This window comes from Paracidovorax anthurii, from assembly GCF_003269065.1.
In the GTDB taxonomy this organism is placed as follows: domain Bacteria; phylum Pseudomonadota; class Gammaproteobacteria; order Burkholderiales; family Burkholderiaceae_C; genus Paracidovorax; species Paracidovorax anthurii.
In genome coordinates this window covers 21,823-40,564 of sequence record NZ_QLTA01000048.1, presented here as the reverse complement: position 1 = coordinate 40,564, position 18,742 = coordinate 21,823, and the positions used below count along the sequence as shown (strand labels likewise).

17 protein-coding genes are annotated in these 18,742 nt (G+C 71.0%); 5 read left to right on the top strand and 12 right to left on the bottom strand.

What is annotated here, in order from left to right; genetic code table 11:
* Positions 1-545 (bottom strand): isocitrate/isopropylmalate family dehydrogenase (locus AX018_RS19270; RefSeq protein ID WP_245951708.1); only part of this gene is annotated, 545 nt, incomplete at its 3' end.
* A gap of 130 nt (positions 546-675) precedes the next feature.
* On the opposite strand from AX018_RS19270, the gene AX018_RS19265 reads away from it, so the two are divergent.
* Positions 676-1,602 (top strand): LysR family transcriptional regulator, encoded by a 927-nt coding sequence (locus AX018_RS19265; protein ID WP_245951707.1) that lies wholly within the window; start codon positions 676-678, stop codon positions 1,600-1,602.
* A 94-nt stretch (positions 1,603-1,696) separates the two neighbouring features.
* Here the strand turns inward: AX018_RS19265 and AX018_RS19260 are convergent, their stop codons facing one another.
* Both AX018_RS19260 and rpsU read right to left on the bottom strand, forming a co-directional pair.
* Positions 1,697-2,167 (bottom strand): GatB/YqeY domain-containing protein, encoded by a 471-nt coding sequence (locus tag AX018_RS19260; protein ID WP_111880642.1) that lies wholly within the window; start codon positions 2,165-2,167, stop codon positions 1,697-1,699.
* Between the two features lie 213 nt (positions 2,168-2,380).
* Positions 2,381-2,593 carry a 30S ribosomal protein S21 gene (gene rpsU / locus AX018_RS19255; protein WP_007833691.1) on the bottom strand — a complete coding sequence of 71 codons (213 nt, stop codon included), beginning with the start codon at positions 2,591-2,593 and terminating at the stop codon, positions 2,381-2,383.
* Between the two features lie 536 nt (positions 2,594-3,129).
* Here rpsU and AX018_RS19250 point away from each other — a divergent pair.
* On the top strand, positions 3,130-3,840 hold the full coding sequence (locus AX018_RS19250) for an autoinducer binding domain-containing protein (protein WP_111880639.1): 711 nt from the start codon (positions 3,130-3,132) through the stop codon (positions 3,838-3,840).
* A 130-nt stretch (positions 3,841-3,970) separates the two neighbouring features.
* On the opposite strand, the gene AX018_RS19245 is transcribed toward AX018_RS19250, so the two are convergent.
* The 4 genes from AX018_RS19245 to AX018_RS19230 form a co-directional block, all read right to left on the bottom strand.
* The gene (locus AX018_RS19245; RefSeq protein ID WP_111880637.1) at positions 3,971-5,212 is read right to left on the bottom strand and encodes a BaiN/RdsA family NAD(P)/FAD-dependent oxidoreductase; all 1,242 of its coding nucleotides are present in this window, start codon (positions 5,210-5,212) and stop codon (positions 3,971-3,973) included.
* Positions 5,212-6,336, bottom strand: a complete 1,125-nt coding sequence (locus AX018_RS19240; protein ID WP_111880635.1) for a sterol desaturase family protein — start codon at positions 6,334-6,336, stop codon at positions 5,212-5,214. The genes AX018_RS19245 and AX018_RS19240 overlap by 1 nt, the downstream gene beginning before the upstream one ends.
* A gap of 150 nt (positions 6,337-6,486) precedes the next feature.
* The gene (locus tag AX018_RS19235) at positions 6,487-8,157 is read right to left on the bottom strand and encodes a SulP family inorganic anion transporter (protein ID WP_111880633.1); all 1,671 of its coding nucleotides are present in this window, start codon (positions 8,155-8,157) and stop codon (positions 6,487-6,489) included.
* 17 nt (positions 8,158-8,174) lie between these two features.
* Entirely contained in the window at positions 8,175-8,840 is a 666-nt protein-coding gene (locus AX018_RS19230; protein ID WP_111880631.1) for a carbonic anhydrase, read from the bottom strand.
* Between the two features lie 290 nt (positions 8,841-9,130).
* Here AX018_RS19230 and AX018_RS19225 point away from each other — a divergent pair, with 290 nt between their 5' ends.
* Positions 9,131-9,631 (top strand): acyl-CoA thioesterase, encoded by a 501-nt coding sequence (locus AX018_RS19225; RefSeq protein WP_111880628.1) that lies wholly within the window; start codon positions 9,131-9,133, stop codon positions 9,629-9,631.
* Positions 9,632-9,752: 121 nt separating this feature from the next.
* On the top strand, positions 9,753-10,529 hold the full coding sequence (locus AX018_RS19220) for a hypothetical protein (RefSeq protein WP_146749369.1): 777 nt from the start codon (positions 9,753-9,755) through the stop codon (positions 10,527-10,529).
* Between the two features lie 63 nt (positions 10,530-10,592).
* Here the strand turns inward: AX018_RS19220 and AX018_RS19215 are convergent, their stop codons facing one another.
* A complete protein-coding gene (locus tag AX018_RS19215; protein ID WP_111880623.1) occupies positions 10,593-12,125 on the bottom strand; it encodes a glycoside hydrolase family 5 protein in 1,533 nt (510 codons plus the stop codon).
* 463 nt (positions 12,126-12,588) lie between these two features.
* Here AX018_RS19215 and AX018_RS19210 point away from each other — a divergent pair, with 463 nt between their 5' ends.
* On the top strand, positions 12,589-13,110 hold the full coding sequence (locus AX018_RS19210; protein ID WP_146749368.1) for a hypothetical protein: 522 nt from the start codon (positions 12,589-12,591) through the stop codon (positions 13,108-13,110).
* Between the two features lie 29 nt (positions 13,111-13,139).
* Here AX018_RS19210 and AX018_RS19205 read toward each other — a convergent pair whose 3' ends face one another.
* From AX018_RS19205 to AX018_RS19190, 4 genes are all read right to left on the bottom strand, one after another.
* Entirely contained in the window at positions 13,140-13,841 is a 702-nt protein-coding gene (locus AX018_RS19205; protein WP_111880619.1) for a type IV pili methyl-accepting chemotaxis transducer N-terminal domain-containing protein, read from the bottom strand.
* A gap of 61 nt (positions 13,842-13,902) precedes the next feature.
* Complete coding sequence (gene cobA / locus AX018_RS19200) at positions 13,903-14,763, bottom strand: uroporphyrinogen-III C-methyltransferase (RefSeq protein WP_111880616.1); 861 nt, start codon at positions 14,761-14,763, stop codon at positions 13,903-13,905.
* Complete coding sequence (ybiB, locus tag AX018_RS19195; protein WP_111880614.1) at positions 14,760-15,686, bottom strand: DNA-binding protein YbiB; 927 nt, start codon at positions 15,684-15,686, stop codon at positions 14,760-14,762. The genes cobA and ybiB overlap by 4 nt, the downstream gene beginning before the upstream one ends.
* 83 nt (positions 15,687-15,769) lie before the next feature.
* Positions 15,770-18,637 (bottom strand): nitrate reductase, encoded by a 2,868-nt coding sequence (locus AX018_RS19190; protein WP_111880612.1) that lies wholly within the window; start codon positions 18,635-18,637, stop codon positions 15,770-15,772.
* Between the last annotated feature and the right edge of the window lie 105 nt (positions 18,638-18,742).

The window sequence follows — 18,742 nt, the reverse complement described above, 5'->3', positions numbered from 1 at the left end:
TGCGCCAGGTCGAACGCGAACTTCAAGAGCCGCTCGGCGCCCTTGCGCGAATACACCGACTCCTGGATCACGATCTCCCGCTCCGTGCCCTCGTACATGATGCCGCCCAGCGAGGTGTACTCGCCCTCGGTGTTCTCGCGCACCACGTAGTAGTCGATGTCCCCGGGCTTGCGGCCCGCCAGCGGGCAGGGCACGCCCTCGAAGAGGCGCACGGGCCGCAGGTTGATGTACTGGTCGAACTCGCGGCGGAACTTCAGCAGCGAGCCCCAGAGCGAGACGTGGTCGGGCACCGTGGCCGGCCAGCCCACGGCGCCGAAGAAGAGCGCGTCCATGCCCTTGAGCTGCTCCTTCCAGTCGTCCGGCATCATCTGGCCGTGCGCCGCGTAGTAGTCGCAGCTCGCCCACTCGAAGGTGTGCAGCTCCAGCGTGAAGCCGAAGCGCCCGGCCGCCGCCTGGATGGCCCGCAGGCCCTCGGGCATGACTTCCTTGCCGATGCCGTCTCCGGGCAGTACGGCGATCTTGAAGGTGGTGGGGGTGGTGGGCATGGTGTCTCCTGCGGGAAGAAGGGGATGAAAAAGGTGCGGCAGGCGCATGGCGCGCCGGGGCATGGGTGGATTCTTCGGCAACACGCCCGGGAATACAATCCGCCGCTTGTGGTTCCATTGTTCACATATCGTGCATAAAACCCCCGCCACCGACGATCTGCGCGTTTTCGCCACCGTGGTCCGCAAGGCCAGCTTCGCGGAGGCGGCCACCGAGCTGGGGGCCTCGCCCGCCTATGTGAGCAAGCGCATCCGCCTGCTGGAGCAGGATCTGGCCGTGAAGCTGCTGCACCGCACCACACGGCGCGTGGTGGTGACGGAGGAGGGCGAGCGCGTCTTCCACTGGGCGCAGCGCATCCTGGACGACTGGGACCAGCTCCTGCAGGAGGTGGCCGTCACGCGCCGCGAGCCGCGCGGGCTGCTGCGGGTGAGCTGCAGTTTCGGCTTCGGCCGGCAGATCGTGGCGCCGGCGCTGTCGCGGCTGGTGGAGCGGCACCCGGGCCTGCAGGTGCGGCTGGAGGTGTTCGACCGCCTCGTGGACGTGGCGGGCGAGGGGTTCGACCTGGACGTGCGCGTGGGCGACGACATCGCCCCGCACCTGATCGCGCGGCGGCTGGCGGACAACCACCGCGTGCTGTGCGCGGCGCCCGCCTATCTGGCGCGGCACGGCATGCCGCGCTCGGTGGCCGACCTGGCCAGCCACGATTGCATCGTGATCAAGGAGCGCGACCACCCGTTCGGCGTGTGGCGGCTGCGCCAGGGCGCGGTGGAAGAGGTGGCGAAAGTGCGTGGCCCGCTGTCGGCCAACCACGGCGAGATGGCGGTGCAGTGGGCCGTGGATGGGCGCGGCATCGCGCTGCGCTCGCTCTGGGACGTGGGCGCGCACCTGCGCGCGGGGCGCCTCGTGCCGGTGCTGCCGGGCTGGCAGCAGGAGGCCAACATCTGGGCCGTGTACCCTACGCGGCTGCACCTGTCGGCCAAGGTGCGGGTGTGCGTGGAGTTCCTGCAGGAGCATTTCCGCGCGGACTGGGCCGAGCACGCGCCCGTGGGCGCGGCCTGATACGGATTGGCCATCGAAGAGAGAACGAGGCGCGAAGCTGCAGACAGTGCAGAGCGCCGTGACCTTTTGGATGGCGAAGCCGTAGGAGCCGGCGTTACCCCGCCAGCGCGGCCTTGACGGCGGCGGAGACTTGGCCCATCTCGGCCTTGCCCGCCAGGCGGGTCTTGACCACGCCCATCACCTTGCCCATGTCGCCGGGGCCGGCGGCACCGAGTTCGGCCACGATGGCCTTCACGGCGGCGGCGACTTCATCGGCCGACATGCGCTGGGGCAGGTAGGTCTGCAGCACGGCCATCTCGGACTTTTCCTTGTCGGCGAGGTCCTGGCGGCCCGCGCCCTCGAAGGCCGCGATCGAATCCTTGCGCTGCTTGATGAGCTTGTCCAGGATGGCCACGACGCCCGCGTCGTCGATGTCGAACGATTCGCCCGGCTTCTTCGTCGGCCGGTCTTCCACTTCCTTCTGCTTGATCGCGGCCTGCAGCAGGCGGATGGTGCCCAGGCGCTCGGCATCCTTGGCGCGCATGGCGGTCTTCATGTCTTCGGTGATCTGGTCCTTGAGGCTCATGGTTTTCTCTCCGGGAGGAACGGCAACAAAAAACAAAACGGGAAGGGGCCGGGCGAGGGGGCCGGTGGGCGCACCGCCTGCGGCCCGGAGGCTGGCAAGGCGGGGGGAGGCCACCAGCCCGGCTGCGGCCCAAATGCAAAAAACCCGCGCTTGGCGTCCCTAGCGCGGGTTTTCTCGGCGGCGAGGCCGGCCGTATCGGATCGACGGGAGCGATCAGTACAGCTTCTTGGGCAGCTGCATGCTGCGAACGCGCTTGTAGTGGCGCTTCACGGCGGCAGCCTTCTTGCGCTTGCGCTCGGCCGTCGGCTTCTCGTAGAACTCACGGGCGCGCAGGTCGGTCAGCAGGCCCAGCTTTTCGATGGTGCGCTTGAAGCGGCGCAGCGCCACGTCAAAGGGTTCGTTCTCTTTTACACGGATGGTGGTCATTAGCTCATGTTTCCAAGATGTGCTGCCAGCGGGTTGGCGGGAAGATCGGGCCCGTCAGCCATTCACAGCGGTTTTCCCCGTCTCTAACTAGTATTGGCCGACGGGGGATTGCCAGCAAAGCCCGAGATTGTAGCGTTTTATCGTTTTCTGTCGAATTTCATGGAGCGCCCCCCGCCGGCGCGCCTGGCGCCGGGCCTTGCCGGGGAGTCCGGGGCATGTCAGCTACCCGAAAAGGTAGGTCGGGGTTTCCGGGGCGGCGCAGAGGGGGCGTGCGTGGCCGGTCCTGTCCCCCGCCATCGCCGCGCAGGCCTTGTTCCGCGCGGCTTTCGGGGTTTCGGGCCCTGCCGCGGCGGGCCGCGGGCGCGGTGGGGTTCGCGGTGCATTCCGCCTTCGTGTCAAGCATGCGGAGAAACATTCAGTCAATGTTTTGTGCATAAGCAAATCACAAAAATATTAAGATTCCGAAAACACGTGCACGGGGAGACCACGAGTGCCCCGACAGAAGCACACGCGGCGCAGTCAGTAACGGAGGGGGTATGAATGCATGGGCTGAGGATCTGCTGACCGCTGTGGGTCCGGATTCGAGTGTCGACGCCGTTTTCGCCCGGTTTTCGCGGGCCGCCATGGAGCTGGGGTTCGAATGGTGCGCGTATGGCGCCTACTTTCCCCTGCCCGTCTCCAATCCGCGCGTGCTGATGCGCAGCAATTACCCGCAGGAGTGGCAGCGGCGCTATGCCGAGCGGAATTACTTCGCGGTGGACCCCTCGGTGCGCCATTGCCTGGCCACCAACGTGCCGATCCTCTGGAGCGATGCGCTGTTCGCCGAGGTGCCCACGCTCTGGGACGAGGCCCGCCGCCACGGCCTGCGATTCGGGTGGGCGCAGTCGGCGCACGGGCCGGGCGGGTGCGGCATGCTGACGCTGGCGCGCAGCGCCCAGCCGCTGGAGCGTGGCGAGCTGGAGTCGATCGAGATCCGGATGCGCTGGCTGGTCAACATCGCCCATGCCACCCTGGCGCCGCTGCTGATGCACGGCCCCCGCCGCCAGGACCCGATCGACCTGACGCTGCGCGAGCGCGAGGTGCTCAAGTGGGCCGCCGACGGCAAGACGCAGAACGACATCTCCGAGATCCTCTGCGTCTCGGTCGATACGGTGAAGTTCCACACCCGCAACGCCACGTTCAAGCTGGGCGCGGCCAATACCACCTCGGCCGTGGTCCGCGCCGCGTTCCTGGGCCTGCTGCACTGAGCGGCAGCGCGGCCCCCCGGGGCCTCATACGGGTTTGCAATCAAAAAGAGAACAAGGCGCAAAGCCGCAGACAGTGCTGTAGCACGACAAGGCGAAGCAACGCAGTTATCTTTTTGATTGCGAAACCGTATCAGCCCGCCGGCAGCGCCTGCGCGCATGCCTGCGCGCTCGACCAGGCCCACTGGAAGTTGTAGCCGCCCAGCCAGCCGGTGATGTCCACCACCTCGCCGATGAAGTAGAGGCCCGGCCGGGCCCGGGCTTCCATCGTCTGCTGCGACAGCGCGCGCGTGTCGATGCCGCCGAGCGTGACCTCGGCCTTTTTGTAGCCCTCGGTGCCGGTGGGCACTAGCTCCCAGCGCGCGAGCTGTTCGGCCAGCCGCGCGAGGGCCTTGTCGGGCGCCTCGTTGATGGGCCGCTGCAGCTCGGGGCTGCGCTCCACCCAGGCATCGGCGAGCCGTGCGGGCACGAGGGTGGCGAGTTCGTTGGCCACGCGCTTCTTCGAGCGGGCCTTGGCCTGCGCGAGCGCGGCGGGCAGGTCGGTGCCGGGCGCGAGGTCGAGCGCGAGGGGCGTGCCCGGCTCCCAGTAGCTGGAGATCTGCAGCACGGCCGGGCCGGAGAGGCCCCGGTGGGTGAAGAGCAGATCCTCGTGGAAGGCCGTGCGCGCCTTCTTCGCGCCGGTGGAGATCTCCACCGGCAGGGCCAGGCCCGCGAGCCCGGCGTAGGGCGCCCAGCCGTCACCGTCGAAGGTGAGCGGCACCAGCCCGGGCCGGCGCTCCACCAGCGGGATGCCGAACTGCTGGGCCAGCCGGTAGCCGAAGTCGGTGGCGCCGATCTTGGGGATGGAGAGGCCGCCCGTGGCGACCACGAGGCTGCGGCAGTGCACGGTGCCGCGATCGCTATTTATTTCATAGCGCTCCACGTCCATTTCACCGCGACCTGGGGCCGGAAACGCCACCGACCGCACGGCGCAGGGCTGCCAGCGCTCCACGCGCCCGGCCTCGCATTCGGCGAGCAGCATGGCGATGAGGTCCTCGGCCGAGCGGTCGGCGAAGAGCTGGCCCTTGTGCTTCTCGTGGAACGGGATGCCGTGCTTCTGAACCAGGGCGATGAAGTCGGCCGGCGTGTAGCGCGAGAGCGCGGAGCGGCTGAACTGCGGGTTCCGGCCCACGAAGTGGCGGTGCGGCGCGGCCGGGTCGAGGTCGCGGTTGGTGAAGTTGCAGCGCCCGCCGCCCGAGATGCGGATCTTCTCGGCCACCTTCTCCGCGTGGTCGATGAGCAGCACGCGCAGGCCGCGCTGGCCCGCCTGGGCCGCGCAGAACAGGCCGGCCGCGCCGGCGCCGATGACGACGGCGTCGTAGAAGGGCGTGCCCATCAGCCTTTCCAGGTGAAGGGGAAGCGCAACTGCTTGAGGAAGCCGTTGGGCACGTAGTCGCCCAGCACGCCGTACTTCTCGGGCCAGAGGCGGTCGCTCTTCACGGCGGTGCCGAACAGGTAGTCGAGGAAGGCGAAATGCGCCGCGTAGTTCTTGTCGAGCGCTTCCTGGTCCTGGCTGTGGTGCCAGTGGTGGAAGTTGGGCGTGACCAGCACGTAGCGCAGCGGCCCCAGGCGCACGCTCACGTTGGCGTGGTTGAACACGGCCTGGAAGCCGACGATGACGATGTAGGCGTCGATCACTTCCTTGGAGAAGCCCAGCACGTAGATGGGCGCGAGCACCAGGGTGCGGGTGATGAGCAGCTCCAGGATGTGCTGGCGCGAGCCGGCCATCCAGTCCATGCTTTTGACGCTGTGGTGCACGGCGTGCAGGCGCCAGAGCACGGGCACCTCGTGGTAGGCGCGGTGCGTCCAGTACTGCACGAGGTCGGCCACCAGGATGATGAGGAAGAGCGCCACCCAGAAGTTCAGGCCCTGCACCCAGCCGCGGATGCCGTCGCTCGCGGCCCAGCCGAAGAACTTGTGCACCAGCAGGTTGGTGGCCAGCAGCACGAAGCCCACCACCATGTGGTTCACGATGAAGTGGTGGAAGTCGCACTGCCACTCGGCGCGGAAGATGGGCTGGTCGCGCCGCAGCGCGAAGAGCTTCTCGATGAAGATGAAGATCAGCGCGCTGCCCAGCAGGTCGAGGATGAACCAGTCCAGGCCGATGTAGGGCGTGTTGTCGGCGAAGTCGTTCACGGGCACCTTGTGGCCGCCCAGCAGCGCGGCGGAGGTGACCAGCAGGAAGGCCGCCGACGAGAGCCAGCGCGAGCGGTTGAAGAGGATGTTGACCAGCGAGAGCCCGCCCGCCACCACCAGCGCGGCGAGCATGACCATGCGCAGCGCCTCCACGTTGTAGGTCTTGCGCAACTGCGGCGTGGTGAGGTACTGCGGGAAGTGGAAGGCCAGCACGCCCAGCAGGCACAGGATGCCGAGCGAGAGCGCGATGACGCCGGAGATGTGGCCGCGCCCGGGGCGCAGTTCGCCATGGCTGGCCGTGAAGTCGTTGAGTTTGTCGAGCATGGGGCGCCGCGCCCGGGCCGCCGGCGCGCCGCCGGGCTGTGGGCGGCGCTCCGGGACCGTCGCGGTGGTCTGTGGAGCGAGGCGCGAGTGTAGCGAAGCGCGCCCCCCGGGCCAGCCCCCCCCGCGGTGGGGGAGGGCGGCGCCGCTCGGTCAGCGCGCCGTGGCGCGTGCGCGCGGGCGCAGCAGGGCCCGAAGGCCCGCCATGCCCACGGCGCCCGAGAGCCCGCTGGCGTCGGGCGTGGCCGCCGGCAGCGAGCGGCGCTCCACGTGGATGCCGCGCTCTTCGGCATGCGCGAGGAAGTCTTCCAGCGTCTCGCGGATGTCGCGGTCCAGGAAGCGGCAGTCGCTGCCGTCGATCACCAGCGAATGGCCTTCCTCCACGCGGGCGAGGTAGCCGCGCAGCGTGGCCTTGCTGAAGAACGACACGTCCTTGTTCAGGCGCAGCAGGTGCACCGGCCCGTCGGAGACCATCGAGAGCGCGCCGCGCGTGTTCGACTCGATCACGAACAGCATGCTGCTGGCCAGCCCGATAAGAATGCCGATGAGCAGGTCGGTGGCGAGGATGGCCGCCACGGTCACGAGGAACGGCAGGAACACGCCCCAGCCCTCGCGCCACACGCTGGCGATGAGCGACGGCTTGGCGAGCTTGTAGCCCGTGTGCAGCAACACGGCGGCCAGCGCGGCGAGCGGGATCCACTCCAGGAATTCGGCCAGGAACAGCAGGCTGGCCAGCAGCAGCACGCCGTGCAGCACGGCCGAGAGCCGCGTGCGCGCGCCGGCCTGCACGTTGGCCGAGCTGCGCACGATCACGGCGGTGATCGGCAGGCCGCCCAGCAGCCCCGCGACGATGTTGCCCACGCCCTGCGCGCGCAGCTCGCGGTTGGGCGGCGCCACGCGCTTGAGCGGGTCGAGCCGGTCGGTGGCCTCCAGGCTCAGCAGCGTCTCCAGGCTGGCGACGAAGGCCAGCGTCACGGCCACGGTATAGACCTCGGGGTTGGCGAGGGCCGACCAGTCGGGCGTGGCGAACTGCGCCCACAGGCCCGCGAGGCTGTCCACCTGCGGCAGGGCCACGCGCTGCTCGTCGGCCAGCGCGGCCGAGGGCTCGGTGGCCAGCGCGGCGGCATGGTAGGCCACGCCCCAGAGCACGGCCACCAGCGGGCCGGGCAGCTGGCCGACCACGGGCAGGCGCTTGACGAAGGCGGTGTCCCACGCGAAGAGGATCGCCAGCGCGCCGGCGGCCGTCACGGCGGCGCTCACGGTGACCGCGCCCGAGAGGTGCCGCACCGCGTCGAAGCCGTCCGCCGCCGAGGGCAGCAGGCGCAGCGCGTGCTCGGTGGACTGGAAGCCGAAGGCCACGGGCAGCTGCTTGATGATCAGCAGCAGGCCGATGGCCGCGAGCATGCCCTTGATGACCGGCGTGGGGAAGCAGGCGCCGATGTTGCCCGCGCGCAGCCGGCCGAAGACCCACTGCAGCGCGCCGGCCAGCACCACGGCGACCAGGAAGGCCTCGTAGCTGCCCAGGGTGGCGATGGCGCTCACCACGATCACGACGAGGCCGGCGGCGGGGCCGCTCACGCTCAGGTGCGAGCCCGAGAGCGCGCCCACGACGAGGCCGCCGACGATGCCGGACACGAGGCCCGCCATGAGCGGCGCGCCGCTCGCGAGCGCGATGCCCAGGCACAGCGGCAGGGCCACGAGGAAGACGACCAGGCTGGCCGGCAGATCCTGCCGCAGGTGGGCGAACAGGCCCGAGGCGCGGGCCGGACGCCGCCCGGCCGCGGGCGCGGCGGACGGTACGGAGGCGAGGGGAGGTGGCGTCATGGCGTGTCTCCCGTGCGTCAGGCCGCTTCGGCCCATTGGCGGCTCTGCGCGTCGAGCGACAGCACCTGCCGCAGGCGCCCGTCGCGCAGCGCATAGACCCAGCCCAGCAGGGTGAGCGGCTGGCCGCGGTCCCAGGCCTGGCGCACCGGGGCCGTGGCGGCGAGCGTGTTCACCTGGTCGGCCACGTTCAGCGCGACGAAGCGGTCCACGCGCGCGCACAGGTCCTGCTCCTCGTCGGGCAGGCGCTCGCCGGCCTCGATCTCCTGCACGCGGCGGCGGTAGAGCGAGCGCAGCGGCCGGATGTGCTGGCCCAGGTAGTCGCCCTCGGCCGGGTCGCCCGCGCGCTCGCGCGACTGCAGCAGCGCCGCGCGCACGCCGCCGCAGGCCTCGTGGCCGCAGACGATCACGGTGGGCACGCGCAGCACGTCGATGGCGTATTGCAGCGCGCTCATGATGTTGCTGTCGTCCGGCCGCACGAGGTTGGCGACGCTGCGGTGCACGAACAGCTCGCCGGGCAGCGCGTTGGTGATGCGCTCGGCCGGCACGCGGCTGTCGGCGCAGCCGATCCAGAAGGCGCGCGGCTGCTGGCCGCCCACGAGGTTCTCGAAAAATGCCGGATCGCGCGACGTCATCTCGTCGGCCCAGGCGCGGTTCTGGAGCAGTAGCCGGGTGCTCAGGTCCATGGGGTTCCTCCTTCGGTATCGATGTGTTTGAAAAATGCTGCAATGCAACATTTCTAGGCTACCGGCCATCAAGATTCCTGTGCGTGGAATTTGATGGGCGTTACACGTTGGTTTCCCTGGACGCATCGCTTACGTCTGGTTGCCGATCTGTCGATGGCTCTCCCGGGAAAGCTGTCGCCAAAAGCCTGTGCCGGGCAGGGGTTAGGCTTTTCTGCTCGCGGCGCCGCGCTGCCCGGGGCGGGGATGCCCGGGCCGCGCAACGCGGTCGCCAGACCCTAGAATCCCCGCGCATGACCCCCCACCCCGCCCACCAGCTCAGCATGACCGTGCTGATGTCCCCCGACATGGCCAACTTCTCCGGCAACGTGCATGGGGGCGCCGTCCTCAAGCTGCTGGACCAGGTGGCGTATTCGTGCGCGGCGCGCTATTCGGGCAGCTACGTGGTCACGCTCAGCGTGGACCAGGTCACCTTCCTGCAGCCCATCCACGTGGGCGAGCTGGTCACCTTCCTGGCGAGCGTGAACTACACCGGCTCCTCGTCGATGGAGGTGGGCATCAAGGTGGTGGCCGAGGAGATCCGCACGCAGGTGGTGCGGCACGTGAACAGCTGCTTCTTCACGATGGTGGCGGTGGACGAGGCGCGCAAGCCCACGCAGGTGCCGGCGCTCTCGCCCTCCACCCCCGACGAGCGCCGCCGCTGGGAGGCCGCCCTGCTGCGCAAGAACCTGCGCAAGGAGCAGGCGGAGCGCTTCGCGCAGATCCAGCGCGACGCGGCCAAGGTCCACGGCTGACGGCGCCCGGCCCTGGCGGCCGGGCTTCGGCCCCTGCCCGGATGTTTCGCATTCGCCCCGCGTGCCGGCGGATGCCGCGGCCTAACCTTCCCGTCCATGTGAAACCACGGGAGGCACGCGAATGACATCGGTAGGCCGGACCAGCGGGGGTGCGTCCACGCACCATCCTTTCAGGGGGCAGGAACAGACGGCGCCACGGCAGGCGCAGCGGGCCGCGTCGGTGCCCCCGCCGGGGCTGGCCCTGGGGCGCAGCGCGGCGGCGGCCCCGGAACGCTCGGCGCGGCGCGCCCGATCGGCGCCACCCGTTCTGCAGGGGGCGGCACCGCCGCTGGCCTCGGCCTTGACCTTCGCCGAGCTGGTCGGCGAGGCACAGGCCCGTCGCCTGGACGAGGAATGGGGCGCCGTGCACGGCGCGCGCGTCAAGCGCGGCCGCCCGCAAGTCCATGACTGGGAGGCCGGGCTGAACCCGGACCGGGTGGCGATCCCCGCGGGCAATCCCGCGAACGCGCGGCTCGACGAGCTGCTCGACCTGGAGGCGGTGAAGCAGGGCACGCCGGTGCTCTGGTCCATCGGACCGGGCGAGGCGCTGCTGCTCGGGCCGCACACGGAACTGGGGGGGCTGGACCCCGACACCGGCAAATCCCGCCGCCTGGGCCATCCGAGCCTGCTGCACGGCACCTTGAAGAACGCCGAAACGGGCGAGTGGTGGGGCAAGGAGGCGCGCATCTCGGGCGAGCTGGGCTGGGATGTGGTGAAGGATCGCTTCTACATCGTCAACCAGTCCGGCCGGTATTCCCGCCACGAGGGCATGGGCCGGGCGCAGATGGAGAACGTGGCGCGGAGCTTCGCGCAGTGCGGACTGGCGGTGGAGATCCGCGTCCTGAACGAGGGCGGCTGAGGCGAGCCACCGGCCCCGGGCACGCCCGCGCCGCTGCGGCGCGGGCGTGCCCGGGGGCATCCCTCAGCGGTTCGCGCAGAACCCGAATTCCGCCGTACCGCCCGGGGGCTGCGTGCGGTTCCAGTCCACGCCGCTGGCGTTCAGCGTGCTGCCCGATTGCTTCCACACGGCGTTCCAGAGGTTGTTGATGGTGCCCTGCACCGCGAGCGACACCGACCAGTCGCCGGGCGAGCCGCCGTTGTTGGTGACCTGCACGCGCTGGCAGTAGCCCGTGCCCCAGTCGCTGTCGGAGATGCGGCTCACGCTGAAGTTGGCCGGGCTGGCCGGACTGGGAGCCGGACTGGGAGCCGGGCTCGGACTGGGAGCGGGGCTGGGAGCCGGGCTGGGGCTGGGTGCCGGACTTGGGCTGGGACTCGGACTCGGACTCGGGCTTGGGCTTGGGCTTGGGCTTGGGCTTGGGCTCGGGCTCGGCGAGGCGCAGCCATCGTTCCACAGCCGCTTCAGCAACTGGACCTTGTCGGTGCGCACGGTGTTCCAGTCGTCGTCCAGGATGCCGCCGGTGTCGCCGCTGTTGGCGTTGAACGTCCAGTAGAAGCCGCTGCAGATGCCCTTGCCGATGAGATAGTCCACGAAGGCGTCCTGCCACGGCTTGTCGCGCGAGTCGCCCCGGCCGTACTTGCCGCCGAACTCGCCCGGCATCAAGGCATAGCCGTCCTGGACGAAGCGGCCGAAGTGCTGCTCCCAGATGGCGGGCATGTTGGCGGGGAAGTTGGAGGCGTTGAAGTACGACTGCCCGGCCACGTCGGGGCCGTAGGTGTGGGGCGCCAGCAGCAGCCGGTTGCGGGGGATGTTCAGCGGCGTGCAGGCGAGCGGTTCCAGGTTCTCGCCCCAGAAGTGCCCATTGCTGCTGGAGCAGCTGGGGTTCTCGCCGATGCCTTCCACCGCGATGAGCCACTGCGGCGCGGCCTGCAGCACGGCGGCGGAGGCGCGCTCGGCCGCGCGGTTCCAGTCGGTGGCGTTGTTGCCGGTGCCCCAGGTGGCGGCGCCGTGGGGCTCGTTCTTGAGGTCGATGCCGATCACGCCGGGCACGCCCTTGTAGCGGTCGGCGACGAAGACGAGGTCGGTGATCCACTGCTGCTCGCTGTAGCTCTGCGTGTACCAAAGCTCGCTGATGCTCTGGCAGTCGGGCGAGTGGTGGTCCAGCAGCACGTACATGCCGCGGTCGCTGAATTCCTGCACCACCTTGTCGAGGACCTGCAGCGAATTGAGGCCCTGCAGGTCGGCGTTGCGGCTGAAGTCGATGCTGCTGGTGCTGGCACCGCGCAAGGTCTGCGGGCAGAAGGGCAGGCGCACGGCGTTGAAACCGAGCTGCTGCATCTGCCCGATCATGTCCTTCCAGTTGCGAGCCCAGAGGCCGTGCACCACGTGGTCGGTGGTCTGGAAGCCGGACCAGTTCACGCCGCGCAGCTGCACGGTCTTGCCGGTGTCGTCCACCACCTTGCCGTTGCTGATGGCGTAGCTCCACGCCATGCTGCTGGAGGCGAGCAGGCAGCTCGCGAGCGCGATTTTCTTCCAAACGAATCGGATGTTTCTCATGGTCCGGCTCCTTTCATGGTTGCGTTGAAAAGTGCAATGGCGGAAATGGCCCGCAGGCGCGCATGCGCTTGCGGGGGATGGGCCGTGGCACCGGCACGCGGCCGAGCGGGATCATAGGTTTGGAGCGGGTTTGCGGCGCGTTTTTATTACGCACGGTTGTAATCGCCTGTTGGAAGTGATTGAACGGGATTCGCGTTGCCCGGCGCATCGCGCCGCGGGGGCTTCGGAGCGCGGCCAGGAGAGCCCGAAGCCCGGCCCCGGCAGGCGGCATGGCGCCTTGCGGCACGCCGCTTTTTCTTCGCTGGCATCCCTGGCGCTGCGCGTTCTGGGCCGTGCTGCGGCGGGCGGAGGGGCGAAGCTCTTCCTCGTCTTCACCACACAAAGAAAGAGCAGAACCATGTCAGGGAGCATCCTCCAAAGAACCAGCGGCCCGGCCTTGCATTTTCCGAAGAAGGAGTCGTCCATGGCGCCGGAGCCTGTGGCCCACCGCCGGCCCCGTTCGGGCCCGGGGGAGGAGAGCCACCCCGCACTGCGCCGACGGACGGACACGGGGTACGTGGCCGGAGCGGATCGGCCGGGCCGTGCCTCGGTGGCCGGCTTGCGGCGCTCCCATGAAGGCCCGGACCTGGACGATCGGCCCGTATCGCGCCAGCGCACCGAGGCCCCCGCCCCGAAGGTCGATATGCCGCCGCCGCCCCCCTACCTGGGGCCGGGTCTGATGCAAGACCTGTCCTCGCGCGCGGACGAGGCGGCCCTCGTCGTCATGGGGCTGCGGCACGGCGCGTTCGACCTCCGGACGGCCGAACGGGAACTGCCGGGCCTGTCCCGCCTGGTGCTGCCGAACGGCGACTGGCGGCCCATCGACGAGATCCTGCACAACGTGGCGTCTGCGGCCAGCCCCGAGGAGGTCTTCCGCGTGGTGGGCCGCATCGCTTCGATGGTGAGCGCGGCGGAGGCAGACCAGCCCGTCTACCGCGCGGGCTAGCCTCCGGGGCTCCGGGGGCCCCGGCCCCTCTACGCCGCCTGCCGCCCGCGCCCCGCGAGCGAGACGGCCTGCAGCGAGAGCCGGTCGATCTCGGTGGTGATGCCCGAGAGCACGTTGGCCACCACGGCGAATTCGCGGCCGTGCTCGGCGGCGCGCGCGGCCATGACCTGGGCGTTGAAGCTCACCACCTTGGCCTCGCGGGCCACGGTCTGGATGGATTCGACGATGTGCGAGAGCTCGCGCATCATGGTGTCGGACTGGTTGCGCTGGATCTGGTCGAAGACGGTGGTGGCGGCGTTGAGCGCGTCGAGCACGCCGTCGGTGCCCGCCACCAGCGTGGCGAGTGCGTCGGCCGCGCGGGGGCTGCCCTGCTCGGCCAGGTCGAGCGCGGCGTGGGCCTGCCGCGCGAAGGCGTCGATGGTGGCGGCCACGCCGCGCGGGCCCTGGTACACGGCTTCCACGGCGCGGGCGGTGGCCGCATCGACGTGGCGGGGCGTGTCCACCAGCCGGGCCTGGCTGCTCTCGAAGAGCGCGAGCGTCTTGCGCGCCGCCGGGGCCTGGGCGGCCTGCCCCTGCACGGCCAGCACGGTCTGCAGCACGATGCGCTGCGACAGCATGCGCTGGCGCGCGGCGAGGTTCACGAGGGAGATGTCGCCATCGCCCCCGGGCCGCGCGGCCTGCGTGGGCGGGGCCTCGGAGGGATGCGGTGCGGCGATGGGAAGGGCGGCCATGTCAACCTCGTGGGGGATCGGGAAAGCGTGTCGCGTCGGCCGGTGGAGGGGTGGGGCTGCCTCAGCCGGCGTGCCGCAGCGGCGGGGGCGCGAGCGGCACCGGCTGGCCCAGCCCGTCGCCGGACGCGGCCGCCACGCCGGCGGCCACGTCGCCCACGACGATGACGGAGGGGCTGCCGAGCTGTTCGCGCTCGATGGTGGCGTGCAGCTCGCCCAGCGTGGTGAGCGCATGGCGCTGGCAGGGCAGGCTCACGTGCTGGATGATGACCACGGGCGTGCAGGCGGGCAGGCCGGTGAGCAGCTCCTGCTGGATGTGCGCGGCGCTGCTCACGCCCATGTAGATCACGAGCGTGAGGCGCGCGGCGCGCGCGGTGGCGGCGAGCTGGCGCCAGTCGATGCCGCTGTCGCCGGGCTTGGCGTGGCCGGTGACGAAGACCACGCCGTGCGCGTGCTCGCGGTGCGTGAGCGGCGTGCCCAGCAGCGTCATGCCGGCCAGGCCCGCGGTGATGCCGTTGACCACCGTGACCGCGATGCCGGCGGCGCGCAGGTGCTCCACCTCCTCGCCGCCGCGCCCGAAGATGAAGGGGTCGCCGCCCTTGAGGCGCACCACGTTCTCGCCCTCGTTCACGGCCATCACCATGAGCTTCTCGATGAAGGCCTGCGGCGTGCTCTTGCAGCCGCCGCGCTTGCCCACGTGGACCACGCGCGCGCCGGGCGCGGCCAGGGCCACGATCTCGTCGCTCACCAGGTCGTCGACCAGCAGCACGGTGGCGGCCTGGATGGCCTTCAGGGCCTTGAGGGTGAGCAGTTCCGGATCGCCCGGGCCCGCGCCGACGAGCGTGCAGGTGCCGCGCGGCGCGTCGCCATAGGGGCTGTGCGTTGCGGGGGGGGCGGCCGGCGGTGTCGTGGGGGGGAGGGTCATGGGGTTGTCTCCGTAGGGTTCTGGCGGGCCAGACGCAAGATGTGTTCCACCTGCCGGGAGAGCGGCGCGGGCACGGGCAGCTCGTCCGCGAGCACCCGCTGCGTGTAGCGCGCGGTGGTGTCCACGTCGATCTCCGGCGGCAGTCCGGGCACCTCGCTGGCGGTGCCGGACTGCTGCTCGTCCCACACATGGTGCGCGCCGCGCACGAAGGCGTCGTAACGGGGCGTGCGGCGCGGGTCGGCGGCCACCTCGCCCTCCAGCCCGCGCGAGAGCAGCACGTCCATGCCGCGCGCGGCGAAGGTGGCGTGCAGCATCTCCAGGTATTCGGGGTGGGTGTAGGCGGTGGCGAGCAGCGAGGGGCCGCGCACCGGGTTCATGAGCTTGACCACGCTGTGGCCCGGGTTGCGCAGGCCCACCACCTCGCGCACGGCCAGCAGCCGCGCGAGGCCGGGGCACAGCAGGCCGGTGTGGATGTGCGCGACGCTGCCGGGCGCGACGGGTTCGGGCGAATCCATGGGCGCGATGCCCAGGGCCTGCAGCACGTCGCTCGCCAGGATGCGGCGCGCCTCGGTGCGCATGCCGTGCAGCAGCACGGGCAGGCCCTCGCGCGCGAGCAGCAGCGCCAGCAGCGGCGTGAGCACGGGCAGCTTGCGCGCGCCGTTGTAGCTGGGCAGCACGACGGTGGGGAGCGCGGCGGGCGGGATGGGCATCAGGCGCGCGTGCGTGGCGTCGAGGAAGCCGCACATCTCGTCGGCGGTCTCGCCCTTGATGCGCATGGCGATGCAGAAGGCGCCCACTTCGTAGTCGGTGACCTGGCCGTCGAGCACCTGGCCGAAGAGGTCGGCGGCCTGTTCGCGGCCGATGGCCCGCGCGCCGCGCGCGCCGCGGCCGAGGTCCTTGAGGTAATGGCTGATGCTGCCCATGGAAGAACGGGGGAGGGAGGGAGAAGCGTGGCGGCGGGGTGCCGTGGGGACGCGCATTCTCCCGCACTTCAGAGAACTTTGGGTTATATGGAGACCTCTGCGGCCGGCATGGTGGAACGCACCATGCGCCGGAGTTCCGGCACGCACGATCCGCACTGCGTGCCGCAGCCCAGCGCCGCCTGGAGCTGGCCCAGCCGCTCGGCGTCGCCGCCGTGGCAGCGGCCGAGCTGCGCGGTGATGGCCGCGTCGGTCACGCCCATGCAGGCGCACACGGGCTTGCCGCGCGGGGCGCCGGCCGGCGCATCGCCCGGGGCCTGCGCGCCGGGCACGAGCAGGCGCCGACCGTAGCCCTGCGCGGGCCGCTCCTCCTGCAGCAGCGGGCGCAGCCAGGGCTCGGCGCTGGTGTCGCCCGCGAGCAGCAGGGCCGCGAGGCGCAGCTCCTCGCCCTGGGGCTGCGGGCGCTCCAGCCGCAGCGCGCGGCGCTGGCCGCGGCGGCGGTCGGCGTAGCGCAGGGTGTCGGCGCCGGAGAGGCCCAGCAGCGCCTCGATGCGCGCGAGCAGCGCGTCGGGCGCGGCCTCGTGGCCCGCGGCGCGCAGCAGCACGCCGTGGCGCTCGCGCGCGGGGTCGGCGAGCGGCGCGTTGTTGCTGAAGGGCACGCACACGGCGAACGGGAATTCGCCCATGAGCGCGGCCAGGCCCTCGCGCGCGGCGAGCGCATCGGCCTCGGGCAGCCACGCCAGGCCGAGCAGGCGCCAGGGCAGCTCGGCCTTCAGGATCTTGACGGGCGTGTGCTTGAGTTCGGGCTGCTTCGAGGTGGGGCAGAAGGCCGGCGTGGTGAGCGCGTTCACGCCCAGCGCCGCGCCGCCCGTGCTGCTGTGCCCGCCCAGCGTCTCGCTGCCCCAGTGCATGGCCATGAAGGCCTGGGTGAGCCCCACGTCGGGGCTGGCCTGCACCGGCACGATCACCGAGCCGCGCGGGCTCGTCACGTGCACGAGGTCGCCCTCGGTGAGCTGGCGGCGCTCCATATCCTGCGGGTGCAGCTGCACGCAGGGCTCGGGCGCGTGGCCGAAGAGGCGCCCGAGCGTGCCCGTGCGGCTCATGCCGTGCCACTGGTCGCGCAGGCGCCCGGTGGTGAGGCTGAACGGATAGCGCGCGCTGCGCGGCTCGGCCACGGGCCGCCAGGGCGCGGCCGAGAAGCGCGCGCGGCCGTCGGGCGTGGGGAAGACGCCGTCTGCATACAGGCGCGCGCGCCCCTCGGCCGCGCCCTCGGGGAAGGGCCAGTGCTGCGGCCCGCGCGCGTCGAGCAGCGCCCACGAGAGGCCGGTGATGTCCAGGTCGCGCCCGCGCGTGCTCTCGCGGTGCTCGTTCCAGAGCGCCTCGGCGCCGGCCTCGGGCCGATCGGTGTCGTAGGGGAAGAGGGTGGGGCGGCCCGGGCGCAGCCGCGCTTCGAGCCGGCGCGCGAAGTCGGTGGCGATGGCCCAGTCGTGGCGCGCGTCGCCGGGCGCGGGCACGGCCGGGCGCACGCGCGAGATGCGGCGCTCGCTGTTGGTGACGGTGCCGGTCTTCTCGCCCCAGGTGGTGGCGGGCAGCAGCAGGTCGGCATACGCGCAGGTGGCGGTGGTGGCGAAGGCCTCCTGCACCACGACGAACTCGGCGCGTTCCAGCGCGCGGCGCACCGTGGCCTGGTCGGGCAGGCTCTGCGCGGGGTTGGTGCAGGCGATCCAGAGCGCGCGGATCTCCCCGTCGGCCGCGGCCTGGAACATCTCCACGGCCGTCTTGCCGGGCGTGGCCGGCACCTCGGGCACGCCCCAGAGCGCGGCCACCTCGGCGCGGTGCGCGGGGTTGGCGAGGTCGCGGTGGGCGGAGAGCAGGTTGGCCAGGCCCCCCACCTCGCGCCCGCCCATGGCGTTGGGTTGGCCCGTGAGCGAGAACGGCCCCGCGCCCGCCCACCCGATCTGCCCGCAGGCCAGGTGCAGGTTGATGAGCGCGGCGTTCTTGTCGGTGCCGCTCGCGCTCTGGTTCAGGCCCTGGCAGTAGAGGCTCAGCGTGGGGGCGCGCTGCGGGCCACCGCCATCCCCGCCCAGGGCGAACCAGCGCGCCGCCGTGGCGAGCTGCGCGGGGGTGATGCCGCAGGTATGCGCCACGCGCTCGGGCGTGCAGTCGCGCACCAGGGCCTTGAGCGCCTCGAAGCCCGTGGTGTGCGCGGCGATGTAGGCCGCGTCCACCCAGCCCTCCCAGAGCATCAGGTGCAGCATGCCGTGGCAGAGCATCACGTCGGTGCCCGGCAGGATCGGCAGGTGCAGGTCGGCCATCGCGGCCGTCTCGGTGCGGCGCGGATCGGCCACGACGATCTTCAGGCCCGGGTTCGCGGCGCGCGCGTCCTCGATGCGGCGGAACAGGATCGGGTGCGCCCAGGCCGTGTTGCTGCCGGTGATGAACAGGCACCGCGCGTGCGCCAGGTCGTCGTAGCAGGCGGGGGGCGCGTCGGCGCCCAGCGTGGCCTTGTAGCCGGCCACGGCGCTGCTCATGCACAGGCGCGAGTTGGTGTCGATGTTGTTGGTGCCGAGCAGGCCCTTGGCGAGCTTGTTGAAGGCGTAGTAGTCCTCGGTGAGGAGCTGGCCGGAGACGTAGAAGCCGACGGCGTCCGGGCCGTGGGCCTGCGCGATGGCGGCGAACTTTTGCGCTGCGGTGTCCAGGGCTTCGTTCCAGGCGATGGGCTGGGGGGCCTCGTTGCGGCGGGGGCGGTACTGGGGGGTGAGAAGGCGGGTCTGGAGGGTGACGGGTTGGGCGGCGGTGAGGTGGAGGGTGGAGCCTTTCGTGCACAGGCGGCCGAAGTTGGCGGGGTGGGTGGGGTCGCCGCGCACGCCGGTGATCTGGCCGGCGGTGGATTCGATGATGACGCCGCAGCCGGTGCCGCAGTAGGGGCAGGTGGATTTTGTTTCTTGGGGCATGGCGGGGGCGGGGTGTTTGGGGTTTTTGCGGGGGTGTCGGCGGGTTTGTTGGGTTGTTTGCTATTGTTTTTGTAGTTGCTGGTGGGTTAAGTTCCGGGGCCGGGA

Excerpts from the sequence above, each read along its gene's own strand:
- AX018_RS19215 (WP_111880623.1), bottom strand. The coding sequence starts at position 12,125 with ATGAGAAACATCCGATTCGTTTGGAAGAAAATCGCGCTCGCGAGCTGC.
- AX018_RS19210 (WP_146749368.1), top strand. The coding sequence starts at position 12,589 with ATGGCGCCGGAGCCTGTGGCCCACCGCCGGCCCCGTTCGGGCCCGGGG.
- AX018_RS19235 (WP_111880633.1), bottom strand. The coding sequence starts at position 8,157 with ATGACGCCACCTCCCCTCGCCTCCGTACCGTCCGCCGCGCCCGCGGCC.
- AX018_RS19190 (WP_111880612.1), bottom strand. The coding sequence starts at position 18,637 with ATGCCCCAAGAAACAAAATCCACCTGCCCCTACTGCGGCACCGGCTGC.
- AX018_RS19245 (WP_111880637.1), bottom strand. The coding sequence starts at position 5,212 with ATGGGCACGCCCTTCTACGACGCCGTCGTCATCGGCGCCGGCGCGGCC.
- AX018_RS19225 (WP_111880628.1), top strand. The coding sequence starts at position 9,131 with ATGACCCCCCACCCCGCCCACCAGCTCAGCATGACCGTGCTGATGTCC.
- AX018_RS19220 (WP_146749369.1), top strand. The coding sequence starts at position 9,753 with ATGACATCGGTAGGCCGGACCAGCGGGGGTGCGTCCACGCACCATCCT.
- AX018_RS19240 (WP_111880635.1), bottom strand. The coding sequence starts at position 6,336 with ATGCTCGACAAACTCAACGACTTCACGGCCAGCCATGGCGAACTGCGC.
- AX018_RS19250 (WP_111880639.1), top strand. The coding sequence starts at position 3,130 with ATGAATGCATGGGCTGAGGATCTGCTGACCGCTGTGGGTCCGGATTCG.
- rpsU (WP_007833691.1), bottom strand. The coding sequence starts at position 2,593 with ATGACCACCATCCGTGTAAAAGAGAACGAACCCTTTGACGTGGCGCTG.
- cobA (WP_111880616.1), bottom strand. The coding sequence starts at position 14,763 with ATGACCCTCCCCCCCACGACACCGCCGGCCGCCCCCCCCGCAACGCAC.
- AX018_RS19260 (WP_111880642.1), bottom strand. The coding sequence starts at position 2,167 with ATGAGCCTCAAGGACCAGATCACCGAAGACATGAAGACCGCCATGCGC.
- ybiB (WP_111880614.1), bottom strand. The coding sequence starts at position 15,686 with ATGGGCAGCATCAGCCATTACCTCAAGGACCTCGGCCGCGGCGCGCGC.
- AX018_RS19230 (WP_111880631.1), bottom strand. The coding sequence starts at position 8,840 with ATGGACCTGAGCACCCGGCTACTGCTCCAGAACCGCGCCTGGGCCGAC.
- AX018_RS19205 (WP_111880619.1), bottom strand. The coding sequence starts at position 13,841 with ATGGCCGCCCTTCCCATCGCCGCACCGCATCCCTCCGAGGCCCCGCCC.